The sequence below is a fragment of the Ciceribacter sp. L1K23 genome (assembly GCF_018122705.1).
Classification (GTDB): domain Bacteria; phylum Pseudomonadota; class Alphaproteobacteria; order Rhizobiales; family Rhizobiaceae; genus Allorhizobium.
This window is the reverse complement of record NZ_JAGRRC010000001.1, coordinates 104,470-127,836: the sequence shown is the minus strand read 5'-3', so window position 1 is coordinate 127,836 and position 23,367 is coordinate 104,470. Positions and strand designations below refer to the sequence as shown.

Annotated in this window: 25 protein-coding genes; 13 read left to right on the top strand and 12 right to left on the bottom strand. The window is 57.7% G+C overall.

Annotated features, from left to right (window positions below; genetic code table 11):
• Nucleotides 1–6: 6 nt before the first annotated feature.
• From sdhC to tsaD, 6 genes are all read right to left on the bottom strand, one after another.
• A complete protein-coding gene (sdhC, locus tag J5J10_RS00545; protein WP_208554396.1) occupies nucleotides 7–399 on the bottom strand; it encodes a succinate dehydrogenase, cytochrome b556 subunit in 393 nt (130 codons plus the stop codon).
• Between the two features lie 650 nt (nucleotides 400–1,049).
• Entirely contained in the window at nucleotides 1,050–1,694 is a 645-nt protein-coding gene (locus J5J10_RS00540) for a methyltransferase (RefSeq protein WP_211928379.1), read from the bottom strand.
• A 7-nt stretch (nucleotides 1,695–1,701) separates the two neighbouring features.
• Nucleotides 1,702–2,133 carry an EVE domain-containing protein gene (locus tag J5J10_RS00535; RefSeq protein WP_211928378.1) on the bottom strand — a complete coding sequence of 144 codons (432 nt, stop codon included), beginning with the start codon at nucleotides 2,131–2,133 and terminating at the stop codon, nucleotides 1,702–1,704.
• 3 nt (nucleotides 2,134–2,136) lie between these two features.
• Nucleotides 2,137–2,430 carry a YciI-like protein gene (locus tag J5J10_RS00530; RefSeq protein ID WP_211928377.1) on the bottom strand — a complete coding sequence of 98 codons (294 nt, stop codon included), beginning with the start codon at nucleotides 2,428–2,430 and terminating at the stop codon, nucleotides 2,137–2,139.
• Nucleotides 2,431–2,450: 20 nt separating this feature from the next.
• The gene (locus tag J5J10_RS00525) at nucleotides 2,451–3,440 is read right to left on the bottom strand and encodes an NAD(P)H-dependent glycerol-3-phosphate dehydrogenase (protein WP_211928376.1); all 990 of its coding nucleotides are present in this window, start codon (nucleotides 3,438–3,440) and stop codon (nucleotides 2,451–2,453) included.
• Complete coding sequence (tsaD, locus tag J5J10_RS00520) at nucleotides 3,437–4,534, bottom strand: tRNA (adenosine(37)-N6)-threonylcarbamoyltransferase complex transferase subunit TsaD (protein ID WP_211928375.1); 1,098 nt, start codon at nucleotides 4,532–4,534, stop codon at nucleotides 3,437–3,439. Before tsaD ends, J5J10_RS00525 begins: the two co-directional genes overlap by 4 nt.
• A 73-nt stretch (nucleotides 4,535–4,607) precedes the next feature.
• Here tsaD and hemC point away from each other — a divergent pair, with 73 nt between their 5' ends.
• The 6 genes from hemC (at nucleotide 4,608) to J5J10_RS00490 (ending at nucleotide 10,420) form a co-directional block, all read left to right on the top strand.
• Nucleotides 4,608–5,537, top strand: a complete 930-nt coding sequence (gene hemC, locus J5J10_RS00515; RefSeq protein WP_211928374.1) for a hydroxymethylbilane synthase — start codon at nucleotides 4,608–4,610, stop codon at nucleotides 5,535–5,537.
• Complete coding sequence (locus tag J5J10_RS00510; RefSeq protein ID WP_349252026.1) at nucleotides 5,528–6,304, top strand: uroporphyrinogen-III synthase; 777 nt, start codon at nucleotides 5,528–5,530, stop codon at nucleotides 6,302–6,304. The genes hemC and J5J10_RS00510 overlap by 10 nt, the downstream gene beginning before the upstream one ends.
• Nucleotides 6,305–6,695: 391 nt before the next feature.
• Nucleotides 6,696–7,589: a mitofilin family membrane protein gene (locus J5J10_RS00505; RefSeq protein ID WP_249116638.1), complete on the top strand. Its 894-nt coding sequence runs from the start codon at nucleotides 6,696–6,698 to the stop codon at nucleotides 7,587–7,589.
• Between the two features lie 12 nt (nucleotides 7,590–7,601).
• Nucleotides 7,602–9,170, top strand: a complete 1,569-nt coding sequence (locus J5J10_RS00500; protein WP_211928371.1) for a heme biosynthesis protein HemY — start codon at nucleotides 7,602–7,604, stop codon at nucleotides 9,168–9,170.
• Nucleotides 9,171–9,180: 10 nt separating this feature from the next.
• Nucleotides 9,181–9,660, top strand: a complete 480-nt coding sequence (locus J5J10_RS00495) for a TerB family tellurite resistance protein (RefSeq protein ID WP_211928370.1) — start codon at nucleotides 9,181–9,183, stop codon at nucleotides 9,658–9,660.
• Nucleotides 9,650–10,420 (top strand): glutamine amidotransferase, encoded by a 771-nt coding sequence (locus J5J10_RS00490; RefSeq protein WP_211928369.1) that lies wholly within the window; start codon nucleotides 9,650–9,652, stop codon nucleotides 10,418–10,420. The genes J5J10_RS00495 and J5J10_RS00490 overlap by 11 nt, the downstream gene beginning before the upstream one ends.
• Here J5J10_RS00490 and J5J10_RS00485 read toward each other — a convergent pair.
• Nucleotides 10,378–11,613 (bottom strand): MFS transporter, encoded by a 1,236-nt coding sequence (locus tag J5J10_RS00485; RefSeq protein WP_211928368.1) that lies wholly within the window; start codon nucleotides 11,611–11,613, stop codon nucleotides 10,378–10,380. The genes J5J10_RS00490 and J5J10_RS00485 overlap by 43 nt on opposite strands.
• Before the next feature lie 141 nt (nucleotides 11,614–11,754).
• On the opposite strand from J5J10_RS00485, the gene J5J10_RS00480 reads away from it, so the two are divergent.
• A complete protein-coding gene (locus tag J5J10_RS00480) occupies nucleotides 11,755–12,045 on the top strand; it encodes a YggT family protein (RefSeq protein ID WP_208554408.1) in 291 nt (96 codons plus the stop codon).
• 11 nt (nucleotides 12,046–12,056) lie between these two features.
• Nucleotides 12,057–12,365, top strand: coding sequence for a DUF167 domain-containing protein (locus J5J10_RS00475; RefSeq protein ID WP_208554409.1), 309 nt, complete (start codon nucleotides 12,057–12,059; stop codon nucleotides 12,363–12,365).
• A gap of 3 nt (nucleotides 12,366–12,368) precedes the next feature.
• On the opposite strand, the gene ppa is transcribed toward J5J10_RS00475, so the two are convergent.
• On the bottom strand, nucleotides 12,369–12,902 hold the full coding sequence (gene ppa, locus J5J10_RS00470) for an inorganic diphosphatase (protein WP_208554410.1): 534 nt from the start codon (nucleotides 12,900–12,902) through the stop codon (nucleotides 12,369–12,371).
• Nucleotides 12,903–13,021: 119 nt separating this feature from the next.
• On the opposite strand from ppa, the gene J5J10_RS00465 reads away from it, so the two are divergent.
• Complete coding sequence (locus J5J10_RS00465; protein ID WP_249116637.1) at nucleotides 13,022–13,657, top strand: hypothetical protein; 636 nt, start codon at nucleotides 13,022–13,024, stop codon at nucleotides 13,655–13,657.
• Nucleotides 13,658–13,674: 17 nt separating this feature from the next.
• On the opposite strand, the gene J5J10_RS00460 is transcribed toward J5J10_RS00465, so the two are convergent.
• From J5J10_RS00460 to J5J10_RS00450, 3 genes are all read right to left on the bottom strand, one after another.
• Entirely contained in the window at nucleotides 13,675–14,181 is a 507-nt protein-coding gene (locus J5J10_RS00460) for a GNAT family N-acetyltransferase (protein ID WP_211928367.1), read from the bottom strand.
• Between the two features lie 197 nt (nucleotides 14,182–14,378).
• Nucleotides 14,379–16,208 carry a translational GTPase TypA gene (typA, locus tag J5J10_RS00455; protein ID WP_208554412.1) on the bottom strand — a complete coding sequence of 610 codons (1,830 nt, stop codon included), beginning with the start codon at nucleotides 16,206–16,208 and terminating at the stop codon, nucleotides 14,379–14,381.
• 156 nt (nucleotides 16,209–16,364) lie between these two features.
• A complete protein-coding gene (locus tag J5J10_RS00450; protein ID WP_211928366.1) occupies nucleotides 16,365–18,422 on the bottom strand; it encodes a M3 family metallopeptidase in 2,058 nt (685 codons plus the stop codon).
• A gap of 198 nt (nucleotides 18,423–18,620) precedes the next feature.
• Here J5J10_RS00450 and J5J10_RS00445 point away from each other — a divergent pair, with 198 nt between their 5' ends.
• Together J5J10_RS00445 and J5J10_RS00440 are read left to right on the top strand one after the other, a co-directional pair.
• Nucleotides 18,621–19,043 (top strand): hypothetical protein, encoded by a 423-nt coding sequence (locus tag J5J10_RS00445; RefSeq protein WP_211928365.1) that lies wholly within the window; start codon nucleotides 18,621–18,623, stop codon nucleotides 19,041–19,043.
• Between the two features lie 113 nt (nucleotides 19,044–19,156).
• Nucleotides 19,157–20,329, top strand: a complete 1,173-nt coding sequence (locus J5J10_RS00440) for a multidrug effflux MFS transporter (protein ID WP_211928364.1) — start codon at nucleotides 19,157–19,159, stop codon at nucleotides 20,327–20,329.
• A 55-nt stretch (nucleotides 20,330–20,384) separates the two neighbouring features.
• Here the strand turns inward: J5J10_RS00440 and J5J10_RS00435 are convergent, their stop codons facing one another.
• Nucleotides 20,385–21,605 carry an argininosuccinate synthase gene (locus J5J10_RS00435; protein WP_208554416.1) on the bottom strand — a complete coding sequence of 407 codons (1,221 nt, stop codon included), beginning with the start codon at nucleotides 21,603–21,605 and terminating at the stop codon, nucleotides 20,385–20,387.
• Between the two features lie 196 nt (nucleotides 21,606–21,801).
• Between J5J10_RS00435 and J5J10_RS00430 the strand changes: the two genes are divergently transcribed.
• Together J5J10_RS00430 and J5J10_RS00425 are read left to right on the top strand one after the other, a co-directional pair.
• Complete coding sequence (locus tag J5J10_RS00430) at nucleotides 21,802–22,662, top strand: SDR family NAD(P)-dependent oxidoreductase (protein WP_211928363.1); 861 nt, start codon at nucleotides 21,802–21,804, stop codon at nucleotides 22,660–22,662.
• 60 nt (nucleotides 22,663–22,722) lie between these two features.
• Entirely contained in the window at nucleotides 22,723–23,364 is a 642-nt protein-coding gene (locus J5J10_RS00425; protein WP_211928362.1) for a LysE family translocator, read from the top strand.
• Nucleotides 23,365–23,367: the final 3 nt, after the last annotated feature.

The window sequence follows — 23,367 nt, the reverse complement described above, 5'->3', positions numbered from 1 at the left end:
CCCTTTTTAGCGGATGAGATAGCCAATGACCCAGATCAGGATCGTCAGAACGACAGAACCGGCGAGTGTTGCCTTGGCAAGCCGGGTTGAGAATTCCTTTTCGAATCCGTAGCCCAGATCCCACATAAAGTGGCGAATACCGCCCAGCATGTGATGGACAAGCGCCCAAGTATACCCGAACAACACCAATCGGCCGAGGATCGTACCAAACGCCCAGTTGACCCATTCGAAATAGCTTGCTCCCGTGGAGGCAGCGATAAGCCACCAGGCAACCAGAATGGTACCAAAATACAGCGCCCCGCCTGTGATACGATGCATTATGGACATCACCATCGTGGGGATAGGCTTGTAAATTTGAAGATGCGGCGACAGGGGCCGGTTTTTTGTCACATTCGCCATCTAAACCTCGCGGCGTCTCGATGCGGTCCGAGATTTCGGACATTTCGGTAGCAAGTCACCAAGCTTTTGGTGCATCGCATCAGGGGGACGTTTAATCCCCGATCCCCTCGACGACAAGCACATTCGCTTGACGATTTCAATTTAATCGATTCGAGTGAATAGAACTTTAGCCTCACACTCCACCGACCTAATCTTTACGAAAAAACCGAGCAAGTGGATGACTTTAGCAACCATATCCTGCATGGTGGCTTAACATTTTGTTAACCCTCAGTTAGAGGTCAAATCCATGCGCCTATCTTACTTTGCCGTTCTGTCGCTGGCCGTCATGTGTTTCTTGACAGCACCAATGACCGCAATGGCTACTGAGCGGCATGGACATCTTCACCGCGACGTGGCGGGCGGCAACGGTCTGCCGTCCGTCATCAAAGGTCTCGGCACATTCTCAGGTGCTATTTCTGCGACACGGATTAAGGGCAACGGTATCTATTTCTCTGTCCAGGCCTCGCCGCCGGCGATACCGCCCGCATACCGCGCTCCAAAGGCACGAATTATCGAGGTGTCCGCAGAGGAAGGCGAAGCGGCCTGTTCATTCGAAGCCGGCGTATGCGTCATTCGTCCGGCAAACTGAACGCTCAAGACGTATTAGCAGCCTAACTGAAGCGCCATACTGTTGTCTTCTTAACCTCACTATCCTCAAGCACGCGACTGACCGGTACCTCGTATACCGCAACGGCGGCGAGTCTGGTCTTCGGTAGATAGGTACGTCCCGGATCGCCCACCAGAATCTCGACACCTTTCGCTGCGAGGTATTCGAACCATGAGACTATCCGGCCTGCCAGCGCAGCGTCGTAGAAAACATCACCGGCTAGAACAACGTCGAAATCAACATCTTTTCCCAGCAAGTCATCGCTCGAAAAGGTAACGGAAACATCGTTCAGAGAACAGTTCAGTTTTGTCGCCGATCGCGACCAAGGATCAATATCCGACGCCGTTACGTCGGAGGCGCCCGCAACTGCTGCCGCAATGGCCACAAGACCGGACCCGCTTGCAAAATCGAGTACTTTCTTTCCTCGAACCTTCTCCGGATGATCAAGAAGGTAGCGGGCCAAACCCTGGCCGCCTGCCCAGGCAAAGGCCCAGAAGGGTGGCGGAAGACCGATCGCCTCAAGGTCCTCTTCCGTTTTCTGCCAGAGATCGTGAACCTCACTGGCCAGATGAAGCTGAATTTCCGGTACATGCGAGGGCGACAGCACGCTAGTGTTACCCAGAATGAACCGCTCCGGCTCTGTTCTCATAGACAGGTCACCGCGGCGGGTTGTCGAGACCGCCCATGCGGCAAACCTCGATATACTCATCGTCCGTAACGGGTTGCACGGAAAGCCGCATGGACGTGACGAGCGACATTTTCGCAAGCTTTGGATTGGCCTTGATGTCTTTGAGGCTAACTGGCTTCGGCATGTCGCACACTGCGCGGATGTCGACACAATCCCAACGCGCGTCTCCATCGGCGGTCGAGTCGGGATGGGAAAGAGCGCACACCTCAACGATACCGACGATTTCTAGGCCCTCGTTTGAGTGGTAGAAAAAGCCTTTGTCTCCAAGCTTCATGGCCCGCATGTTGTTGCGCGCAAGATAGTTTCGCACGCCAGTCCATTCCTCGCCGGCCTCACCTTTGGCCTTCTGCATCTCCCATGACCATTTGAAGGGCTCGGATTTGTAGAGCCAGAAAGCCATCTCTTACGCCTCCGGATTGTTGAACACCCAGTTGTAGGGTTTGATCTCGACCTTGTCGAACAATCCGGCCTTGGCATAGGGATCTGCCTCCGAGATGGTCCGCGCCGCCTCAATGTTTTCAGCCGAAACGATCATGAGGCTACCACATGGTTTTCCATCCGGATCGAGGAACGGGCCGGCGATCTTTAGCGCACCAGCAGTATTCAGCGCGTTCAGCCATTCGACATGGGCCGGACGTGTGTCCATCCTGACGTTGAGATGCCCAGGTTTATCCGTGCAGAGAAAAGCAAACAGCATTCTATCTTCCTTCAACTGTATCATTCGGTCGTGATCGGTCGAGTCATCAATTGTTCAATTGCAGACGGTATATCCAATCGACCGTCGATGACGGCAGCCACGGCATCCGTAATTGGCATCGCGACTGACAGCCCGTCCGCAAGGCGCGCTGCGACCGTGGCGGTAAAAGCACCTTCGACGAGAATTCCGCTCGAGAAATCGATGGCGTCACCATGCCCGAGAGAAATGCCGAAGCGAAGATTGCGGGACTGATGGCTTGTCGCCGTCAACACAAGATCGCCCAGTCCAGACAACCCCGCGACCGTCTCCGGCCTGCCACCCTTGGCGGCGACAAATCGAGACATCTCCGCCAGCCCCCTGGCGATCAGGGCGGCACGCGCGGACTCTCCTAGACCCCTCCCCTCCACAATTCCACAGGCGATGGCGAGGACATTCTTGAGCGCTCCGCCAAGCTGCGCGCCGACGCGATCCAGTGATGCGTACAGTCGGAAGGTTCGACTTGAAAGCATCCGTGCCAGATATTCGGCTTTGCCGACGTCCGTTGCGGCGAGAACCATGGCTGTTGGAAGACCTTTGGCGATATCGGTGGCAAACCCAGGGCCGGATAACACCGCGATGTCGTGGTTGGGGACTGCCTGCTCAAGGACCTCGGTCAACAGGCGCGTCGAGGTCCGGTCGATGCCTTTGGCGCACGTGACAATGCTCGCCTTAGGCGAAAAATAGGGACCGTATTGCAATGCTGCATCCGCGTGTGCCTGGGATGGGACAGCCATCAGCACGATGTCGGCCTGTTGTAGCACGTCTGGTTCGCTGGAATACTTGAGCGAATCAGGAAGGAGGATGCCGGGCAGCGCGGCATCGTGAACGCCTTCCATTCCGAGATCCGCCATCAGCGCAGCATCGCGTCCCAAAAGCGTAACGTCTGCTTTGCCTTCCAGCGCGACAACCGTTGCAAGTGCGGTACCGAATGCTCCGGCACCGATAATAACAATTTTCGGACGTGTGCTCATGCCTTGGCTCCACGCTTGCCATGGCCAAGGACCGATGGCGTTTCCATGTCCAGCGGCCATCGCGAACGCGGCTGGGTGTCGAGTCCATCTGAGCCGATCCCGAGAGCCATGCGCTCCAGCGCAGCCCAGGCGATCATCGCCGCATTGTCCGTACAGAGACGATGCGGCGGCGCAAGGAAGCGGAAACGGTACCGATCGCAAAGGGCCTGCAAGCCGGCTCGAAGTGACTGGTTTGCCGCGACCCCCCCGGCGACAACAAGCGCTGGCGTGTTATGCATTTCAGGAAATTCCGACCTGAATCGTTCGAGGCCCCGACCAACTCTGTCGTCGAGAGTTCGTCCGATGGCCCGCTGGAAAGAAGCGCAAATGTCCGACACGTCGCTGTCGGTGATGGGCGCCAGGCTTTCGGCGGCCTGACGCACAGCTGTCTTCAAACCGGAAAAGGAAAAATCCAGGCGCTTTTCGCCAACGAGTGGGCGAGGAAGGTCGAAACGAAGTGCATTGCCGCTTGCCGCCGCCTTCTCTACTGCCGGTCCACCCGGGTACGGAAGACCGAGCAACTTGGCTGTCTTGTCGAACGCCTCTCCAAGCGCATCATCAATGGTCGTGCCCCACCGCTCATAGTCGCCAACACCTCGCACGAGCACCAGTTGGGTGTGTCCGCCCGACACCAGAAGCATGAGGAATGGGAAATGCAACTTGTCCGTCAGGCGCGCTGTCAGCGCATGTCCTTCAAGATGATTTATCGCGTAAAGAGGTTTACCGGACGCGCGCGCGATCGCCTTCCCGGTCATCAAGCCGACAATGAGTCCACCGATGAGGCCAGGCCCCGCCGTCGCAGCAACTGCGTCGATATCGCGCAATGTTGTCCCGGCCCGCTGCAGCGCTTCGTGAACAAGCGTATCGATCGCCTCAACATGAGCACGGGCGGCGATTTCCGGCACCACGCCGCCATAGGCTGAATGCTCGTCAAGCTGGCTCAGCACAACGTCGGACACGATCTCTCCACGACCGTCGGGATGACGCACCACAATGGATGCAGCCGTCTCGTCACAGCTGGTTTCGATACCCAGAACACGCAGGAAGGATGCCATTTACGCCGGTCGTCGATTGCGATGAAATTGAAAGACGTTTACGAGGACAGTCGGTAACAACGGATGAAAGCGGATGCAAACAAAACCTTTTCGCATCGGCACACGCGGCAGCCCGCTAGCGCTCGCCCAGACATACGAGACGCGGGACAGGCTGATGGCTACCCACGGGCTGCCCGCCGACTCTTTCGAAATCGTGGTTCTTTCCACTGCCGGCGACCGAATTACCGATCGCGCACTATCCGAAATAGGCGGCAAGGGATTGTTCACCCAGGAACTGGAGGAACAATTGCTGTCGGGCGAGCTAGATCTCGCGGTACACTCGTCCAAGGATATGCCGACCAAACTTCCGGATGGGCTTCACCTTTGCGCGTTCCTGCCAAGGGAAGATCCCCGCGACGCTTTTGTCGGACGCACGGCCAAAACCTTGATGGAGCTCCCGCAAGGCGCAACGATCGGATCATCCTCGCTTCGACGCCAGGCTCTTATCCGCAGGCTTCGTCCCGACATCAATGTCATCACATTTCGGGGGCTGGTCGATACTCGGCTGCGCAAGCTGGAGGAGGGTCAGGTCGATGCGACGCTTCTCGCCTATGCGGGACTGCGTAGGCTCGGCAAGCATGATGTTCCGACAGAACTGCTGGACCCGGTCGAATTTCCGCCGGCACCGGCACAAGGGGCCATATGCATCGAGAGCCGCGTCGGCGACCCCAGGGTCGAAACCCTCCTCGCGGCCATCAATCATCGAGAAACCTATGATGCGGTGAGCTGCGAGCGTGGGTTCCTGGCGAGCCTCGACGGATCTTGTCGGACGCCCATAGCCGGATTTGCAACGTGCGACGGCGAGGATATTCGATTTTCCGGGATGGTTCTGACGCCGGACGGATCGAGCCATCACAGCGTTACAGTCGAGGGACGACGCTCGTCGGCGACAGAACTTGGAGTGGAAGCGGGTCGCCAGATTCGCGAAGTGGCAGGGCCAAGCTTCTTCGCGGCGTGGGGCTGAGCTTGCGCGTGCTTGTGACCCGTCCCAAACCGGCAGCGGCCCGCACCGCAGCACGGTTGCGGGAACTGGGACACGACGCGGTGACGATGCCCCTCTCTGCCGCTAGGCATTTTCCGGAAAGCATCTCACAGGTGCTGTCGAAGCCCGCCTCCGGTCTGGTCGTAACCAGCGCTGAAGCGCTTCGTGCCATCGGTCAAACCGGAGATCTCGTCAGCATCTGGAAGAAGCTCCCCATTTTCGCCGTTGGCGCTGCTACTGCTCAGGAAGCACAAGCCCTCCAGTTTGAGAATGTCATTGCCGGGAACGGAGACGGAGCTTTACTGGCGGAAATTATATCCTCCCACGCCGCCGGCGAAGCGCTTGGTGCACCGCTTCTCTACCTCGCTGGGACCCCGCGCGCTCAGTCTCTCGAACAGGCGCTTCGGGAAGCTGCAATCCCGTTCGAAGTGTGTGAATGCTACCGGATGGACGCGGTGCAGCCATCGCTCGACGAACAGTTACGACTTCTCCGCGGCCGCCGTCCTGACGCAGTTCTTCACTACTCATCCGAAAGCCTTCGGCGCTTTATGGAGTTGCAGGCGATCGTGGAAGCACCGCAGCTGGCCCTGGACATCGTACCGTATTGCCTGAGCAGGGTCATCGCCGAGAAACTTCCGGGCGAGCTGTACGTTCGTGCCAAAATAGCGCCGAACCCGTCGGAGGAAAGCTTGCTCTCGCTTTTGTCGCCCGCTGGTTCCCGACCTCGGTCGGGCATCTCGCCGGCTTAAAATTGCGCCGAGGCCTTTTCTTCACGTTCGTCCCTGACTAGGTTCATTGCACTGCACGGAATGAGAGGTTGTTATGGCTACGGGAAAACCACCGCGCCGTCCCAAGGCGCAAAGTGAGCCGGTCACCATCGATCTGCAAGCGGAAAGCTCCGATGCAGCCGGTCCCGACCAAGGCCTGAAGCCGGAAGACTTGCATGCAGACGAAGCGACGGCGGCTGCACCAGAAGGCCCGCCCGTCGATAATCCCGATGACGCCAGCTCGTCCGATCCGCTATCAGACACCGGCGGGGAGGCTCCAGCCGAGGGCGAAACGCGTCATACTGAAGCGCAGCCTCGCGGACCTTCCACGTCAAGTCTTCTGGCGGCCGGTATCGCGGGAGGTCTCGTTTCGTTGGCCTTGGCCGCGAGCATGTTCTACGCAGGGTTCTTGCCGCTGACATCTACGACAACAGACGGCGCAATGCCGGCGGAACTATCCGACAGGTTGTCGGCGATCGAAGCTCGAGTATCGTCCCTCACCACAACGGACGCGTCATCCGAGGCAACGGACCTTCAGCCTCGCATCGCTGCGCTTGAAAAAGCGATCGACGCGGTTCGACAGGAGGCTTCCTCAGAATCAAGTGAAGCGGCTATCTCGAGCTTGCGTGGCGAATTGACTGCTCTGGCCGAGACTCTTGGTCAGCTGAAGACTGTGGTGGAGTCCAACCGACAATCTGCTAAGGCCACCGCTTCAAGGCTTGCTGAAGCGGAAAGGAAGATCGACGAGCCGCGAACAGACGTGGAAATGGCACGCGCCATCTCCGCGACCGCATTGAAAGCGGCGGTGGACCGCGGTGGCCCTTTCCTGGCGGAACTTGATACGCTCGCCGGTGTCGCTCCGGAAGATCCGGCGATAAAAGAGCTGAGACCCTACGCAGCCACCGGCGTTGCCTCACGTGCGGAGTTGGTTCGCCGCTTTCCCGATGTCGCTAATGCGATCCTGGCGGCGATCCATCAGCCTGAGGAGTCAGACGGTATCGGCGCACGCCTTCTTTCAAGCGCATTTTCCGTGATCAAGGTTAGACCAGTTGGCAATGTCGACGGCGACACCCCGGAGGCGATCGTCGCACGCATGGAAGACAAATTGCGCAACGGCGACATCAAAGGCGCTGCTTTGGAATGGGAAGCTCTGCCGGAAGCCGGCAAAACTGCGTCTAACGATTATGCCGAGCTGCTTAAGAACCGGGTGACTGTCGAAACGCTGGCCGGCTCCGCAATGAGCAACGCCGTTAACACCAATGGCTGAGGAGAAGCGGCAGTGATCAGACTTTTAACGTTTCTGCTTCTCGTTCTGGCACTGGGCTTTGGCTTCGCGTGGCTAGCCGACCGCCCAGGTCAGCTTTCGATATTATGGGACGGCCAACTTGTAGAAATGAGCCTGACAGTGGCCGCGAGCTTCGCAGTGGCATTGGTTGCCGCCGTGATGATGACATGGTGGTTGGTCAGGACTATCTGGACGTCGCCCCACTCCGTTCGTCGCTACTTCAGGGCACGCACGCGGGACCGGGGATATCAGGCGCTATCCACCGGGCTGATCGCCGCAGGCGCCGGCAACGCTATCTTGGCTCGAAAGATGAGCGCTCGCGCTCGCGGCTTGCTGCGTGCCGATCAGGAACCGCTCATCCTCATGCTGGATGCTCAAGCCGCCCTCATCGAAGGCAAACAGGATGAGGCACGACGTCTCTTTCAGCAAATGTCAGAGGACCCGGAAACCAGAGAACTCGGTCTGCGGGGCCTTTACGTCGAGGCGTCACGGCTGGGCGCGAACGAAGCCGCAAGGCAATACGCTGAGACAGCGACCGAACAAGCGCCGTATTTGCCTTGGGCTGCAAAGGCCACTCTCGAATACCGCTGCCAGAACGGTCATTGGGATGATGCAATCCGACTTCTCGACCAACAGCGAATTGCGCATGTCCTAAACCGCGCGGAAGCTGACCGTGTCAAAGCGGTGCTTCTCACCGCAAAGGCTGCAGATCAACTCGATGCGGAGCCAACAGCGGCTCGCGACAATGCCGTTGGCGCACTCAAGCTCATCAAGGATTTCGTGCCTGCCGCCCTCATCGCCGCCAAAGCTTATATGCGGGAGGAGAACCTCCGGAAGGCGAGTTCGGTTCTGGAGCAGGTTTGGAAGTTACAGCCCCACCCCGAAATCGCCGCCGCCTATGTCCGGTTGCGGAGCGGTGACAGTGCCGTTGACCGTCTCAAGCGAGCAGAGAAGCTTGAAGCTCTGAAGCCGAACAATCCCGAATCGCTGCTGGCAGTTTCCGAGGCCGCCTTGGCCGCCACGGAGTTTGGCAAGGCGCGTTCAAAAGCAGAAGCGGTTCTTCGCATGGAGCCGAGCGAGAGAGTGTTTCTCTTGCTTGCGGATATCGAGGAGGCGGAGACTGGAGATCAGGGACGAATACGGCACTGGATGGTGAGCGCGCTTAAGGCCCCGAAAGATGCGGCCTGGGTGGCTGATGGCCATGTCTCGGAGAAATGGTTGCCGGTATCGCCGGTCACCGGCCGCCTTGATGCCTTCGAGTGGAAGGTCCCTTTCGATCAAGTTGGCGACGTGTCCGACAATCACGAAAAGGCCAAGGACGCAATCGCGTCCTTGCCACCCGTCACGGTGACCGAGGAAGCCGAACCGCAAGTGACCGTCGCTCCCCGTGCGCTGTCTCCGATCGACACCGAGAGCGAAATGCACGTGGCGACCACCGCCTCCCCCGCGCCGGAAGAGACAACGGAAATAGCCCCCCCCTTCTTTGGACGGCCGCCGGATGACCCCGGTGTGCGCGATCCGGATCGTCCCGCGTCGACCAAAACACGATTGCCGTTGTTTTAGAGGAAACTCGATGTTCGAACGCCTCCAAACCTTTTTCCAGAACCTGACGACGGACGACGACAAACTCATGTTCACGCCGGATGATCCGCGAGTTGCGGTCGCGGCTCTCTGCATGCAGGTGATGGAAGCGGACGGCGTGGTGAGACAGGCGGAAAAGGACAAGCTTCGAAGTCTGTTGAAGGATAGATACAACCTCGCTGAAGCCGAACTTGACGCCCTCGTGCGGGCTGGGAAAAGAGCCGAGAATGAGGCGATTGACTACTACCGGTTCACAGCCGATCTGAAGCGTCATCTTGACGATAGCCAACGCCTGCAATTGGTGCGTGCGCTCTGGGACTTGGTTTATTCCGACGGCGAACGCAGCGAGATCGAAGATCATGTCGTATGGCGGATTGCGGATCTATTGGGCGTTTCTGATCATGATCGCGTGCGGGAGAGACTGAGCGCTGCTGCCAGAGCGGAGGGGAGCGGAGACGAAAATGCTCGATGATCCGTCCAGGCGGCCGGGCAAGGCACCCATCCTGATTGTCCTGCACCAGGAACGCTCGAGCCCGGGACGGGTCGGGCAATTGCTGGAGGAAAAAGGATATCGCCTCGATATCAGACGGCCGGTTCTTGGCGATGCCTTGCCAGATACGTTGGCTTCTCACGGCGGTGCGGTGATCTTCGGTGGGCCGATGAGTGCGAACGACCCGGACGAGTTTGTTCGTCGCGAGATAGAATGGCTGGAGGTTCCGCTCAAGGAAAACAAGCCGTATATCGGGATTTGCCTTGGAGCCCAGATGCTGGTGCGTCATCTCGGCGGCAAGGTTACGGCAAACCCGGATCAGTCTGTTGAAATAGGATGGTACCCTATAAGGCCCACCGAAAAGGGGCGGCTCATTATGCACTGGCCAAAGATGGTATACCACTTCCATCGCGAAGGCTTCGACCTGCCACGCGGCTGCCAACTGCTGGCTCAGGGGGATACCTATCCGAACCAGGCCTTCAGGTTCGGTGAGAACGCATGGGGTATCCAGTTTCACGCGGAACTCACGCGGGCGATGATGCAGCGCTGGGTGGTTCACGGAGCACATCGGTTCACGTTGCCGAACGCTCAAATGGGACGCGAGCACCTCGAGGGAAGGATGTTGTTCGATAGCCCCCTGCGGTCTTGGCTGTCTCTCTTCCTTGACCTTGTATTCGAGGGCCGCGACGTTAAGGGGAACTACCTGGAAGGCGCGTCCAATGCGTCGATATTCCGCAATTGAGGAAAACGCGCGGCCCAGATGGCTGCGACCGCGAGGGTGCCGAGACCCCCGAAGACGACCGCTGCAATCGGACCGATGACCGAAGCCATTGTACCTGCGCGAAATTCGCCGAGTTCGTTTGACGCCCCGACGAACACCATGTTGACCGCATTCACCCGGCCTCTGACGTCGTCCGGGGTCCAAAGAGCGATAAGCGTTTCACGGACATAGACAGACGCCATATCCGCTGCCCCCATCAGCATCAGCGATAGGATCGACAACCATGCGGTTTGCGACAGGCCGAAGATCACTGTGCCCGCCCCGAACAAGGCAACGCCGATGAACATGAAGGCACCGGCATGGTGTCGCAACGGAAAGGCGGCAAGCCAAATGGCGACAACTATGGCACCGACACCTGGCGCCGCCCTCAGCAGTCCCAATCCCCAAGGCCCCAGAACAAGGATGTCCCTTGCAAAAACGGGCATCAACGCAACGGCGCCACCCAATAACACCGCGAAAAGATCCAGTGAAATGGCGCCGAGAACGACCTTCTCAGAGCCTATGAAACGAAAGCCGGCCAAGATCGACCCCCAGGTCATTCCCCTTGAAATGCTCCGTTGGGCAGGCTTGGGAACCATAAAAACAAGCGTTGCCGCCGCGATGAAGAAGGCCAACGCAACGGAATAGGCAACGATTGGGCTCGCGCCATAGAGCAGACCGCCGGCGACCGGGCCAACAATCGACGCCGTTTGCCAAGACGAGGAATTCCAGGCGACAGCGTTAGGAAGATCAGGGGCTGGCACCAGATTGGGGGCCAGTGACTGAACAGCAGGCGCCATGAAAGCGCGCTCTATGCCAAACACAACCAGAACGGCAAAAACAGCAGCTGGCGCGAAGGTGCCGGTCGCGGTCAAGCCGAGCAGGGCTGCCCCACAAAGCGCGCTGACGACCAAACAGATCGCAACGATCGCGCGTCGGCTATAGCGATCCACAACCGATCCAGTGACAAGTATCAATACAAGCGATGGCAGGAACTGAGCCAGGCCGATCAAGCCAAGATAAAGCGTATTGCCCGTTACATCGTACATCTGCCAGCCGACAGAGACACTGACAATCTGCGTCGCAAACGTGGCCAGAAAGCGCGCCACAAAAAAGCGGCGGTAGGCGACATGACGAAAGGCAGCAAAACGATCGACTGGGGAAACAGGTGACATCACTGACTTTCCGAACTGCCCCCGTCATCTTTCGTGACGGTTCGTCCGCGTTAAACATGATTTGCGAACCATTGCCCGGCGCCACTTGCCCGTTCAGTCGCCAATGTCTACATCACTGTCAACAAAGAAATGGAGAAGACAATGCTCGCGCTGTTTCAGACGATCGACCTCGCCTTGACCATCTTCACCTGGATCCTCATCGCAAGCGCCATTTTCTCCTGGCTCTATGCGTTCAATGTGATCAACTCGAACAACAGTTTCGTCAACTCGCTCGGCACATTCTTTTACAACGTCACTGAACCGGTCCTTCGCCCGATCAGGCGCTTTCTGCCAAACCTCGGTGGAATAGACATCTCGCCGATCATCGTGTTGCTGATCATTTTCTTCCTGCGCTCCTTGATGTGGAACACGATCTATCCGGCCGTTGCCTGACAGGCTCTGACATGCCCTACACCAAGGCGTCGGATCACATTCGCTTGAGAGTCCGATTGACGCCTAATGGAGGGCGGGACGATCTTGACGGTCTGGAGCGCAACTCCGCCGGAGAGGCCTACATTAAGGCTCGTGTTTCAGCGGCTCCAGAAAAGGGACGGGCAAACAAGTCCCTTGTCGAACTCTTAGCAAAGCGCCTCGGCGTTCCGAAGTCGCGTATCACGATGATATCGGGCGATACATCCAGACAAAAAATCCTCCGTGTCGAGGGCGACACGGAGGAAATTTCAAGAACTCTGAACGAACTTCTTCAGGCCTGAGGCCTATTTCGTCTTGTTGTAGCGGTCGATCGCCTCAACGATGAGCTGCTTGGCAACGGTGACGTCCTGCCAGCCGCCGATCTTCACCCACTTGCCTGGCTCCAGATCCTTGTAATGCTCGAAGAAGTGCTCGATCTGCTTGAGCGTGATTTCGGGCATGTCGGTGTAGTTCTGAACCTTGTCATAGCGCTGCGTGAGCTTGTGCGATGGCACAGCGATGATCTTTTCATCCTTGCCGGAATTGTCTTCCATGACCATCACGCCGATCGGGCGCACATTGATCACGCAACCCGGAATTAGCGGCCGGGTATTGCAGATGAGGACGTCGATCGGATCACCATCTTCGGAAAGGGTGTGCGGCACGAAACCGTAGTTCCCCGGATATGTCATCGGCGTGTAAAGGAAGCGGTCGACGATCAGTGCCCCGGCGTCTTTGTCCATCTCGTACTTGATAGGATGACCGCCGACAGGAACTTCGACAATAACGTTGACATCTTCCGGCGGATTCTTGCCAATGGCGATAGCATCGATGCGCATTTTTGACCCCGTGGGCGTGTTGAATTCCCCGGTTACGTAAAGCGAAAGATGACGCAATGCAACACGGCTTTCCGTCTACGGCGACTTTGCTCTACGACGGCCGTAAACGAGAGGGGCGAATGATGGAAAAAGCGGCACGACGCATCACTCAATTCACAATCTTGGTTTTGGCAATGCTCGCAACGCCGCTGCCGGCCTCAGCGAACGATAGCACCTATACGGACCTCGATCTTGATCGGTGCGAGACGCTTGCAGCGGACGACATGGGAGCTTCCCTCAAGTGTCGGGGCTTCAAAAGCTATCCCGTCTACTTCAAGGAGGGCGACCTGCGCCAGAGCGTCTTTTACGGTTACGCTGACCAGCAATTGATCGACGGCGGCTTTGAATCGTTCGCCCCCTTCAACCGGGTGCACACGAAAATCGAGTGGCGGCTTGATGCGACCGGAAAACCTTTCGCGGCGATTCACCGCTGGTTTTTGGAAAACCCTGGACCGGATGGTTCGCCGACGGACGAAAGTACGGGTCAGGTTCTCGTTGTTTCCCGGGTAGCAAGCAAAGGAGACGGAGCCGCCTGCTTCGTGGCCTTGGTTGACGCTCTTGCCAACCCCGACGCTAACGCGTTGGCGCGCGAAGCCGCCGATGAACTTGCTCCCTCCTTTGCATGCGGAATGGAAGAGCCTATGTGGATAGGGAAACGCGGCGACAAGGCGTCTGACCGAACATTTTCTTGGCCTGAAGGATATGTCGTCGAGTAATCTGCCAGCACGTGCAGCTATTGCCAGATAAACCCAAGCTTTTTCAGCCTGACTTCATCAAAGTCCTCGTTCCCTTCAAGAGCATCAATTCCTCCGTTCGAGCGGAAGAAGCGGACAGCGTTGTCGCTATCTTCAAGGCACCAGACAACCACCCCACGGCACTCAAGGAACTTAAGGAGCCGCTTGGCCTCCGTGAAGAGTGTGTGCCCCAATCCTATCCCCTGATACTCGGGACGCATATAGAGCTCGTAGATTTCGCCCTCTTGAGGCAGGGCACGGGCCCTATTGAGGCCGACCGTCGCATAGCCAGCTATCGTTCCCGCCACGTCGGCGACAAGGACGGTCGCAGGACCGCGCACGGCTTTCCTCCACCAGGTTTCACCACGACGTTCAATCATGCGGGTAAGGGCACGATGCGGGATAATGCCCGCATATGCGTGCTGCCAGGCGAGCCGATGCGCTTCTGAAATGTTCCGAGCATCCTGCGGCTCGGCAGGACGCACATCAATGGACAACGTCGTCATAACGTCACTCTGGTCCCGCGGTGGAAAAAGAGCCATTCCGCCAACTCACGGAATCCTCTCTACCCACAGACTTCTCATTCGGGCGAAGGCAAGAAGCTTAACGCTTTTTTAAAGACTGCCGCAAGGCCGTACCAGGCGCACAAACAAAAAGGCGGCCGAAACTGCGGCCGCCTTACATTAAAAATTGGATGGATTTATCAGCCGGTGGCGGAAGCCTTGGCCTTTTCCATGCGCTTGCGGTCGTTAGCATCCAGGAACATCTTGCGCAGGCGGATCGACTTCGGCGTCACTTCGACCAGTTCGTCGTCCTGGATCCAGGAAAGCGCGCGCTCGAGCGTGAACTTGATCGGCGGGGTGAGCTTGACGGCTTCATCCTTGCCGGCGGCTCGGATGTTGGTGAGCTTCTTGCCCTTCAGGACGTTCACTTCCAGGTCGTTGTCGCGCGAGTGGATGCCGATGATCATGCCCATATAGACCTTCTCGCCGGCGTCGATGATCATCGGGCCGCGGTCTTCCAGGTTGAACAGGGCATAGGCCACGGCTTCGCCGGCTTCATTGGCGAGCAGAACGCCGTTCACGCGGCCACCGATCTCACCCTTGTAGGGCTGGTAGTCGTGAAACAGACGGTTCATCACGGCCGTGCCGCGCGTATCGGTCAAGAGTTCCGACTGATAGCCGATCAGGCCGCGGGTCGGAGCGAAGAACACCAGACGAACGCGATTGCCGCCAGACGGACGCAGCTCGACCATCTCGGCCTTGCGCTCGGACATCTTCTGGACGACGACGCCGGAATGCTCTTCGTCGACGTCGATGACGACTTCTTCGATCGGCTCCATCATCTGGCCGGTCGCTTCGTCCTTGTGCATGACGACGCGCGGACGCGACACGGCAAGCTCGAAGCCTTCGCGGCGCATGTTTTCGATGAGAACGGCGAGCTGAAGTTCACCACGACCGGAGACGAAAAACGAGTCCTTGTCAGCCGACTCTTCGATCTTCAGTGCGACGTTACCTTCGGCTTCCTTGAACAGGCGGTCGCGGATCACGCGGCTCGTGACCTTGTCGCCTTCGGTGCCAGCCAGCGGGCTATCGTTGACGATGAAGGACATCGTGACGGTCGGCGGGTCGATGGGCTGGGCCTTCATCGCTTCGGAAACAGCCGGATCGCAGAAGGTGTCGGCAACGGTGCCCTTGGAGAGGCCTGCAATGGCAACGATGTCACCGGCATGGGCTTCCTCAATCGCCGTGCGCTCGATACCGCGGAAGGCGAGAATCTTGGAGATGCGGCCCTGCTCGATGAGCTTGCCGTCCTGGCCAAGAACCTTGACCGCCTGGTTCGGCTTGATCGAACCGGCAGCGATGCGACCGGTGATGATGCGGCCGAGGAAGTTGTTGGCTTCGAGGATCGTGCCGATCATCTTGAACGGGCCTTCTTCGACCGTCGGCGCCGGAACATGCCTGACCACCAGGTCGAGCAGCGGCTTCAGGCCTTCTTCCTGCGAACCGTTTGGATCGGTGTTCATCCAGCCGGAGCGGCCCGAACCGTAGAGGATCGGGAAGTCGAGCTGTTCGTCGGTCGCGTCGAGCGCGGCGAAGAGGTCGAAGACTTCGTTGACGACTTCGTCGATACGGGCGTCCGGACGGTCGACCTTGTTGATCGCAACGATCGGGCGAAGACCGACCTTCAGCGCCTTGCCGACGACGAACTTGGTCTGCGGCATCGGGCCTTCGGCAGCATCGACGAGAACGATTGCGCCATCCACCATCGAGAGAATGCGCTCGACTTCACCGCCAAAGTCGGCGTGGCCGGGGGTGTCGACGATGTTGATACGGGTGTCCTTCCACTCGATCGACGTCGCCTTGGCGAGAATGGTAATCCCGCGCTCCTTTTCAATGTCGTTCGAGTCCATGACGCGTTCCATCACGCGCTGGTTCTCGCGGAACGAGCCGGACTGCTTGAGGAGCTCGTCGACGAGGGTCGTCTTCCCATGGTCAACGTGCGCAATGATCGCGATATTGCGGAGGTTCATATCCAAGATCTCTGATGGCTGGGGCGCAATACGGGAGAGAGGCGCCGATTTACTTTGGCGCGCTCATACCCTGTTTTTTGCGTTTGCGAAAGGGGTAAACACCCGAAACGCCGGCGATGGTTACCGCTGACGGCACATTTCAGGCGCCTGCGAACCTTAAGCCGCAAGGCCTTTCTTCTTCAGCATCGCCTCAGGGCTCGGCATTTTTCCGCGGAAGGCCTTGTAGGCATCTTCGGGATCCACCGAACCGCCGGAAGCGTAGATATGCGTTTTGAGCTTGTGGGAAGTTTCCGGGTCGAACGGATTACCGCTCTCTTCGAAAGCGGAGAAAGCGTCCGCATCCAGCACTTCCGACCACATGTAAGAGTAGTAGCCGGCCGAATAGCCATCACCTGCAAAGACGTGCTGGAAGTGCGGTGTCGCATGACGCATGGCGATGGAGGCGGGCATGCCGATCTTTTCCAAAACCTCCGCCTGCACCGCCATCGGATCTTCGACAGTTCCGCGCGTGTGAAAAGCCATGTCAACAAGCGCGGAGGAAGTAAACTCCACCGTATTGAAACCTGCATTGAACGTGCGTGCAGCGAGCAGCTTGTCAAGAAGGGCCTGCGGCATAGGCTGCCCCGTCTTGTAATGAACAGCGTAGGTCTTCAAGATTTCCGGCACAGTCAGCCAGTGCTCGTAAAGCTGCGACGGCAGTTCGACGAAATCGCGCGACACACCGGTTCCGGACACCGAGGGATAAGTGACGCTGGAGAGTATACCGTGCGCTGCGTGCCCGAATTCGTGAAACAGTGTGCGGGCATCGTCGAGCGACAGGAGCGCGGGCTTTCCGGACTCAGGTTTGGCGAAGTTGCAGACATTATAGATGATGGGTAATTCGCCCTTCAAACCGTTCTTCAAAGACAGCCGGTGCTGGGACTGGAAGCTGCTCATCCAGGCCCCCGATCGCTTCGAGGGGCGAGCGAAGTAGTCCCCCATGAAGAGGGCGACTAGGTTGTCATCGCCATCGCGGATTTCGAAGACGCGAACATCGGGATGATATGCCGCGACATTATCAAGGCGCACGGCACGTATTCCGAAAATACGCCGCGCAACATCGAAACAAGCCTCAATCACCTTTTCAAGCTGAAGGTATGGCTTCAACTCTGCTTCCGAAAAGTCATACTTCCGGGTCCGCAGCTTTTCAGCATAGTGCCGCCAGTCCCAAGGTGCGACGGCGTGGTTCCGCCCCTCGTCGGCGATCAATTGCGCCAGTTCCCGCTCCTCCTCTCTTGCCCGGGCAACCGCTTTCTCCCAGACCTGCATCAGTAGGCCGTTTACCGCCTCCGGCGTCTTGGCCATCGTGTCGTCAAGCTTGTAAGCGGCGTAACTGCTGTAACCGAGCAGCGTCGCCTTCTCCGCTCTGAGGCTCAGCGTTTCCCTGACAATTGCGCGATTGTCCGTCTGTCCGCCGTTTGCTCCACGCGAAACCCATGCGCGAAACGCCTGTTCACGAAGATCGCGCCTTTCGGAAAACGTCAAGAACGGCTCGATCACCGATCGGGAGAGGGTAACTGCATAAGGGGTATCGGCACCACGAGCCTTTGCAACGGCAGCCATCGACTCACGAAGAAAATCGGGTAAACCAACCAGATCAATCTCGTGAAGCGGCAGGATCCAGTTCGCCTCGTCAGCCAGAACATTTTGTCCAAAACGCGCACCCAGACCCGCCAATGTCTCGTTGATCGTGGCAAAACGCTCCTGCTGGACAAGTGGCAATTTTGCTCCTGAGCGTACAAAGCCTTTCCAATGCCGCTGCAGGACCCGCTCCTGCTCCACCGATAAGGATAAGGATTTACGGGCGTTCCAAAGTGCATCGATGCGCGCAAAGAGGACCGCGTTCATCCCTATCCGGGAGTAGTGCCGTGACAGCTTGGGGGCGATATCGCGTTCCAGAGCCTGGATCACGTCGTTGGTATCGGCCCCAGCCCTGTTCCAGAAGAGCGCAGATACCCTCGACAGCCCGTCCCCGGCAACTTCCAATGCCTCGATCGTGTTCTCGAATGACGGCTCGCTGGGGTTGCCTGCAATCGCATCGATCTCGGCCTGATGCTCGCGCATCGTGACCTCAAATGCGGGAGCAAAATCGGCGTCTTTCACAAGCTCGAAACGGGGAAGTCGGTGCAAGCCATCCCAGTTTGTGATGGCTGGATTCTGAATTTGTGGCGACATAAAATTTCCTCGCGGCCTGTTTCTGGCATCGCTTTCAGTATCGAAGATAGTAACCTGTAGGGTCGAGCGCAATCGTCGGCCTTCTCGGAAAGCGGTGGATAACAATAAAGAACAAGAACGGGCACTTGGCGTGGAATTGCAGCAAGACAGCGAGCATATTAGACTGTCGATGGTCATGACGACTGACGAGATAAATCCATGGAAATATACCCCCTCCGCTATACTGGCCTCCCGCTGCAACGACAGTCAGAGAAGAATGCGAAAGAGGAACTATTTTCCTACACCGAGCGAGCTGAACTGCAGGGCCTGCGGTTCACCGAACACCTCGAACAGGTCAAGATTCAATCCAATGTTCTTACCCACCGCGAATTGAAGCAGATTGCGCAATCAGGCTTTGAGAGTGGGTTGATTGAACTCGATACTTATCGGCAGTTGGCAGCCCAATTGCCATTGGAGGCAGTGGACGCTCGCGGTCAGATTGTCGATCTTTCGACAGTAACCGATGATACACCGTTCGACTTTGCTGAGTACTACAGAAATCAGATGGCAATCGCTCGAACATTGGGCGACGAGGAGTCGTACGGCGTGCTGAAAGCGGCACTCACGTTCCTTGAAGGCTAGGACGCAGACCGGGAAATAGATTGAAGGACTGCGCGACTGCACCTAAGACGAATGCGTCTTCACGCAACCCGCTCCTCCTTTTAAAAGTTGTCTTGGTCATGTCAAAATCCGCTATGAGCGAACGTCGCACGTCACTGATCGGCGCGCTTCTGACCATGATCGGCCCCATCTCCATGTCGATTTATACGCCTGCCATGCCGCAACTGGCCGACGCATTTGACACGAGTGATTCGGCCATAAAGCTAAGCCTGTCGCTTTACTTCGCAGGCTTCGCATTGGCACAATTGTTGTCCGGCCCCTGCTCCGATGCGTTTGGCCGAAAAAAAGCGACACTCGCATTTCTCGCCGTGTATCTTTCCGGGAGCCTGGTTGCCGCGTTCGCTCCTTCGGTCGAACTGCTGCTGGCCGGACGGCTTGTGCAGGGCATAGGAGCATCGGTTGGTGTGACCGTCTCACGCGCAATTGTCCGAGATCAGTTCGCAGGCTCGGAAGCCTCAAGAATTCTGAACACGATCGGCATCATGTTGGCTATCGGTCCCGCCGTGGGCCCGACACTCGGTGGCCTTGCGCTTACGGCATTCGGCTGGCAGGCCGTCTTTCTCCTGATGATTGGCTTCGGGTTGTCGAGCATAGTCGTGGTCCACTTCGCAATGCGCGAAACGGCAGTCGCGGACCCCCGGATGATCTCTCCCAGCCGACTCTTTGGCGGATACGTGACGCTCCTCTCCGATGTCCGTGTGGTTTGCCCCGCCCTGATCCTAGGTGGTTGCGTCGGTGCTCTTTACGCACAGGCAACGATGTTGCCATTCGTGCTCATAGACGAGGTAGGGCTAACTCCGGCCCAATTTGGTCTTGCGATGCTCATGCAGACCGGCGGCTATTTCGCGGGATCAGTAACATTACGCTTTGTTGCCAGTAAACTCCGGCCGGGAAATGCGCTCAGATTGGGGCTTGTCCTTGCTGGCCTTGGTGGGCTGATGATCTTTCTCTCAGCACGCCTGATTGAACCGAGCTTCCTGTCAATCATGGGACCGGTAGCAATATGCTCATTCGGGATGGCCTTCGTGATTCCCGATATAACGACCGCCGGCCTTTCTCCTCATCCTGCCATCGCAGGCTTCGCCGCGGCATTGCTGGGTTTCGTCCAGATGAGTTGCGGCTTCCTTGGAGGCCTCGCAGCGGCATGGCTTGCCGAACCACTACAAGCCTTTGGGACGATTATTCCGATCATGGAAGTGATGGCGATCCTTGCCTATCTGTTTATGGTTCGCGCGGCATCCGCTTAAGAAAAAGCCCGCCTCGGAGCAGAGGCGGGCTTTTCGTCGGCAGCAGATGCCGTTATCAGCTCATGTTGCGTTTGGCCAGCGTACGGAGGCGGAGCGCGTTGAGCTTGATAAAACCAGCGGCGTCCTTCTGGTCGTATGCCCCCTGGTCGTCCTCGAAAGTAACCAGCTTGTCGGAGTAGAGCGACTTTGGCGACTCGCGACCGATAACCATCACATTGCCCTTGTAGAGCTTGAGGGTGACCTCACCTTCGACATGCTCCTGGCTTTTGTCGATCAAGGCCTGCAACATTTCGCGCTCGGGCGAGAACCAGAAGCCATAGTAGATGAGCTCCGCGTACCGCGGCATCAGTTCGTCCTTGAGGTGCGCTGCGCCGCGGTCCAGAGTGATGGATTCGATCGCGCGGTGGGCCGAAAGCAGGATTGTACCGCCGGGAGTCTCGTAGACACCACGCGACTTCATGCCAACAAAACGGTTTTCGACAAGATCGAGACGACCTATGCCGTTGTCGCGACCATAGTCGTTGAGCGACGCCAGAAGCGCGGCAGGGCTCATACGAACGCCGTTGATGGAGACGGCATCGCCCTTTTCGAAGCCGATCTTTATGATGGTCGCTTTGTCGGGAGCGGATTCAGGCGAGATCGTGCGCATGTGCACGTACTCGGGGGCCTCCTGGGCGGGGTCCTCCAATACCTTGCCCTCGGAAGAAGAGTGAAGGAGATTGGCGTCAACGGAGAACGGCGCCTCGCCCTTCTTGTCCTTGGCGACAGGAATTTGGTTCTTTTCCGCAAACTCCAGCAAATCTGTCCGGCTCTTGAATGACCAGTCGCGCCAGGGAGCGATGATCTTGATGTCGGGGTTCAGCGCATAAGCCGACAATTCGAAACGGACCTGGTCATTGCCCTTCCCGGTCGCGCCATGTGCGATGGCGTCAGCGCCGGTCTTCTTGGCGATCTCAATCAGGTGCTTGGAGATGAGCGGGCGGGCAATGGAGGTGCCAAGCAGGTACACGCCCTCGTAGACTGCGTTCGCCCGGAACATAGGGAAGACGAAATCGCGAACAAACTCCTCGCGAACATCCTCGATAAAGATCTCCTTGATACCGAGCATCTCGGCCTTTTTCCGCGCCGGTTCGAGCTCCTCTCCCTGACCGAGATCGGCCGTAAACGTCACGACCTCCGCGCCAAGCTCGGTCTGCAACCACTTGAGGATGATTGAGGTGTCGAGACCGCCGGAATAGGCGAGGACGACTTTTTTCACGTCTTTGATGGGAGCCATGATACTGTCCGTTCAAGTCTTGGAAGCGACAAACGCCGCAAGAGAATGGGGCGCACTTTTAGCGAGATTATCGCGCCTTGCAAGGCCGTCCCCCGAAAGGTCGCCGTGCTTGGCGTCTGGGGAAGCCGACAAGCGTTTGACGGAGGAATGGTGCCCTCCTATCTCTTTCCACCAAGGCTACGTGAGGGAGATCGGGATGAGCCGGCGCGATGAAGTGTTCAAACAAGGGAAAGTGGCCGTAATCACCGGTGGAGCATCCGGGATCGGCTTTGCCGCGGCAGAAACATGCGTGGCGCATGGGATGCATGTGGTCCTTGCCGATCTTGGCGGGGAAAAGCTCACGACCGCGAGCGTCCTTCTCGCAGCCCACTCCAAACCGGGTACACGGGTCACGCCAATCGCGACGGATGTCGGACTTCCAGCCTCGATTGAGGCCCTGAAGCAGCGCGTTGGAAGTGAATTCGGTCCAGTACACTTTCTGATGAACAACGCCGGCATACAACCCGGAAGCGGGATTTTCGGCCCGACTGCGAACTGGGACAAGGTTCTTGCCGTCAACCTGCTCGGCGTAATCAACGGTTCGAGGCTCTTTGGACCCGACATGATCGCTCATGGCGAGCCCGCGATTATCGTCAACACCGGCTCGAAGCAGGGTATTACGATGCCACCGGGGGATCCCGCGTATAACGTCGCCAAGGCGGGCGTTAAAGCGTTTACTGAGGCGCTGGAACATGAACTGCGCAATCATCCGGAAGGAAAAGTGTCAGCACACCTGCTAATACCTGGCTTCGTCTTCACACCGTTAACTGCAGGCGATCGCACAGAGAAGCCCACGTCGGCATGGACGCCGCGTCAAACGGTGGATTTCATGATGGAGGGTCTCGGTCGCGGGGACTTTTATATTCTCTGTCCAGACAATGAGGTAGACCGGAGGACGGATGAATTGCGAATGAAATGGGCCGTCGGTGACATTGTCGAGAACCGGCCGCCCCTTTCGCGCTGGCATCCGGAATATCAGGAAAAGTTCGCTGCATATCTCCGGAGCGGCAAATCCTGATTGGCACGGCGGATTGCGCAGTATAAGCCACCGCGACAGCACAGACTCCGGACCTTGGCCATGGATTTCATACCCAACCTGACGACGATTGCCTCGTTCAGTGTCGCGATCCTTCTTCTTGCGATCACGCCTGGCCCTGACATGACACTCTGGATCAGCAGATCGCTGAGGGATGGAAAAGGCGTCGGCCTTATGACGCTTGCCGGAACCAGTTTCGGCATCTCCATCCACACGATGCTGGTGGCGTTTGGCATTTCCGCATTGATCGTCGCATCCCCGACCGCATTTGCGATTCTGAAAACCGGGGGCGCGGCCTATCTGTTATGGCTGGCTATACAAGCAATCAGGCACGGCTCCACGTTCGTCGTCAGCACCGACAAGCAAAAAGAAAGCAGCCTGACAGGGGCGTTCCTCAATGGCCTGGGAATCAACCTTTTGAATCCGAAGGTCATCATCTTCTTCATGACGTTTCTGCCGCAGTTCGTCACGTCCAGTGATCCTCACGTAACGGGGAAGCTGTTGTTTCTGGGGCTGTGGTCGATCGTTCTATCGCTGCCGCTCGGCATAGCGATCGTACTGGGAGCAAACTCCCTATCGACTTGGCTGCAACAGAATAGACAGTTCCTACGTGCCTTGGACTACACGTTCGCGGGCGCGTTTTCGATCTTCGCTATGAAGATTTTGACGACGCAGGCGCGATAAACA

Coding starts and splice junctions, on each gene's coding strand:
- J5J10_RS00495 (WP_211928370.1), top strand. CDS start 9,181: ATGTTCGAACGCCTCCAAACCTTTTTCCAGAACCTGACGACGGACGAC.
- J5J10_RS00490 (WP_211928369.1), top strand. CDS start 9,650: ATGCTCGATGATCCGTCCAGGCGGCCGGGCAAGGCACCCATCCTGATT.
- J5J10_RS00445 (WP_211928365.1), top strand. CDS start 18,621: ATGGAAATATACCCCCTCCGCTATACTGGCCTCCCGCTGCAACGACAG.
- J5J10_RS00480 (WP_208554408.1), top strand. CDS start 11,755: ATGCTCGCGCTGTTTCAGACGATCGACCTCGCCTTGACCATCTTCACC.
- J5J10_RS00525 (WP_211928376.1), bottom strand. CDS start 3,440: ATGAGCACACGTCCGAAAATTGTTATTATCGGTGCCGGAGCATTCGGT.
- J5J10_RS00460 (WP_211928367.1), bottom strand. CDS start 14,181: ATGACGACGTTGTCCATTGATGTGCGTCCTGCCGAGCCGCAGGATGCT.
- J5J10_RS00440 (WP_211928364.1), top strand. CDS start 19,157: ATGAGCGAACGTCGCACGTCACTGATCGGCGCGCTTCTGACCATGATC.
- sdhC (WP_208554396.1), bottom strand. CDS start 399: ATGGCGAATGTGACAAAAAACCGGCCCCTGTCGCCGCATCTTCAAATT.
- J5J10_RS00540 (WP_211928379.1), bottom strand. CDS start 1,694: ATGAGAACAGAGCCGGAGCGGTTCATTCTGGGTAACACTAGCGTGCTG.
- hemC (WP_211928374.1), top strand. CDS start 4,608: ATGCAAACAAAACCTTTTCGCATCGGCACACGCGGCAGCCCGCTAGCG.
- J5J10_RS00535 (WP_211928378.1), bottom strand. CDS start 2,133: ATGGCTTTCTGGCTCTACAAATCCGAGCCCTTCAAATGGTCATGGGAG.
- J5J10_RS00425 (WP_211928362.1), top strand. CDS start 22,723: ATGGATTTCATACCCAACCTGACGACGATTGCCTCGTTCAGTGTCGCG.
- J5J10_RS00475 (WP_208554409.1), top strand. CDS start 12,057: ATGCCCTACACCAAGGCGTCGGATCACATTCGCTTGAGAGTCCGATTG.
- J5J10_RS00450 (WP_211928366.1), bottom strand. CDS start 18,422: ATGTCGCCACAAATTCAGAATCCAGCCATCACAAACTGGGATGGCTTG.
- J5J10_RS00430 (WP_211928363.1), top strand. CDS start 21,802: ATGAGCCGGCGCGATGAAGTGTTCAAACAAGGGAAAGTGGCCGTAATC.
- J5J10_RS00530 (WP_211928377.1), bottom strand. CDS start 2,430: ATGCTGTTTGCTTTTCTCTGCACGGATAAACCTGGGCATCTCAACGTC.
- ppa (WP_208554410.1), bottom strand. CDS start 12,902: ATGCGCATCGATGCTATCGCCATTGGCAAGAATCCGCCGGAAGATGTC.
- J5J10_RS00435 (WP_208554416.1), bottom strand. CDS start 21,605: ATGGCTCCCATCAAAGACGTGAAAAAAGTCGTCCTCGCCTATTCCGGC.
- J5J10_RS00485 (WP_211928368.1), bottom strand. CDS start 11,613: ATGTCACCTGTTTCCCCAGTCGATCGTTTTGCTGCCTTTCGTCATGTC.
- typA (WP_208554412.1), bottom strand. CDS start 16,208: ATGAACCTCCGCAATATCGCGATCATTGCGCACGTTGACCATGGGAAG.
- tsaD (WP_211928375.1), bottom strand. CDS start 4,534: ATGGCATCCTTCCTGCGTGTTCTGGGTATCGAAACCAGCTGTGACGAG.
- J5J10_RS00465 (WP_249116637.1), top strand. CDS start 13,022: ATGATGGAAAAAGCGGCACGACGCATCACTCAATTCACAATCTTGGTT.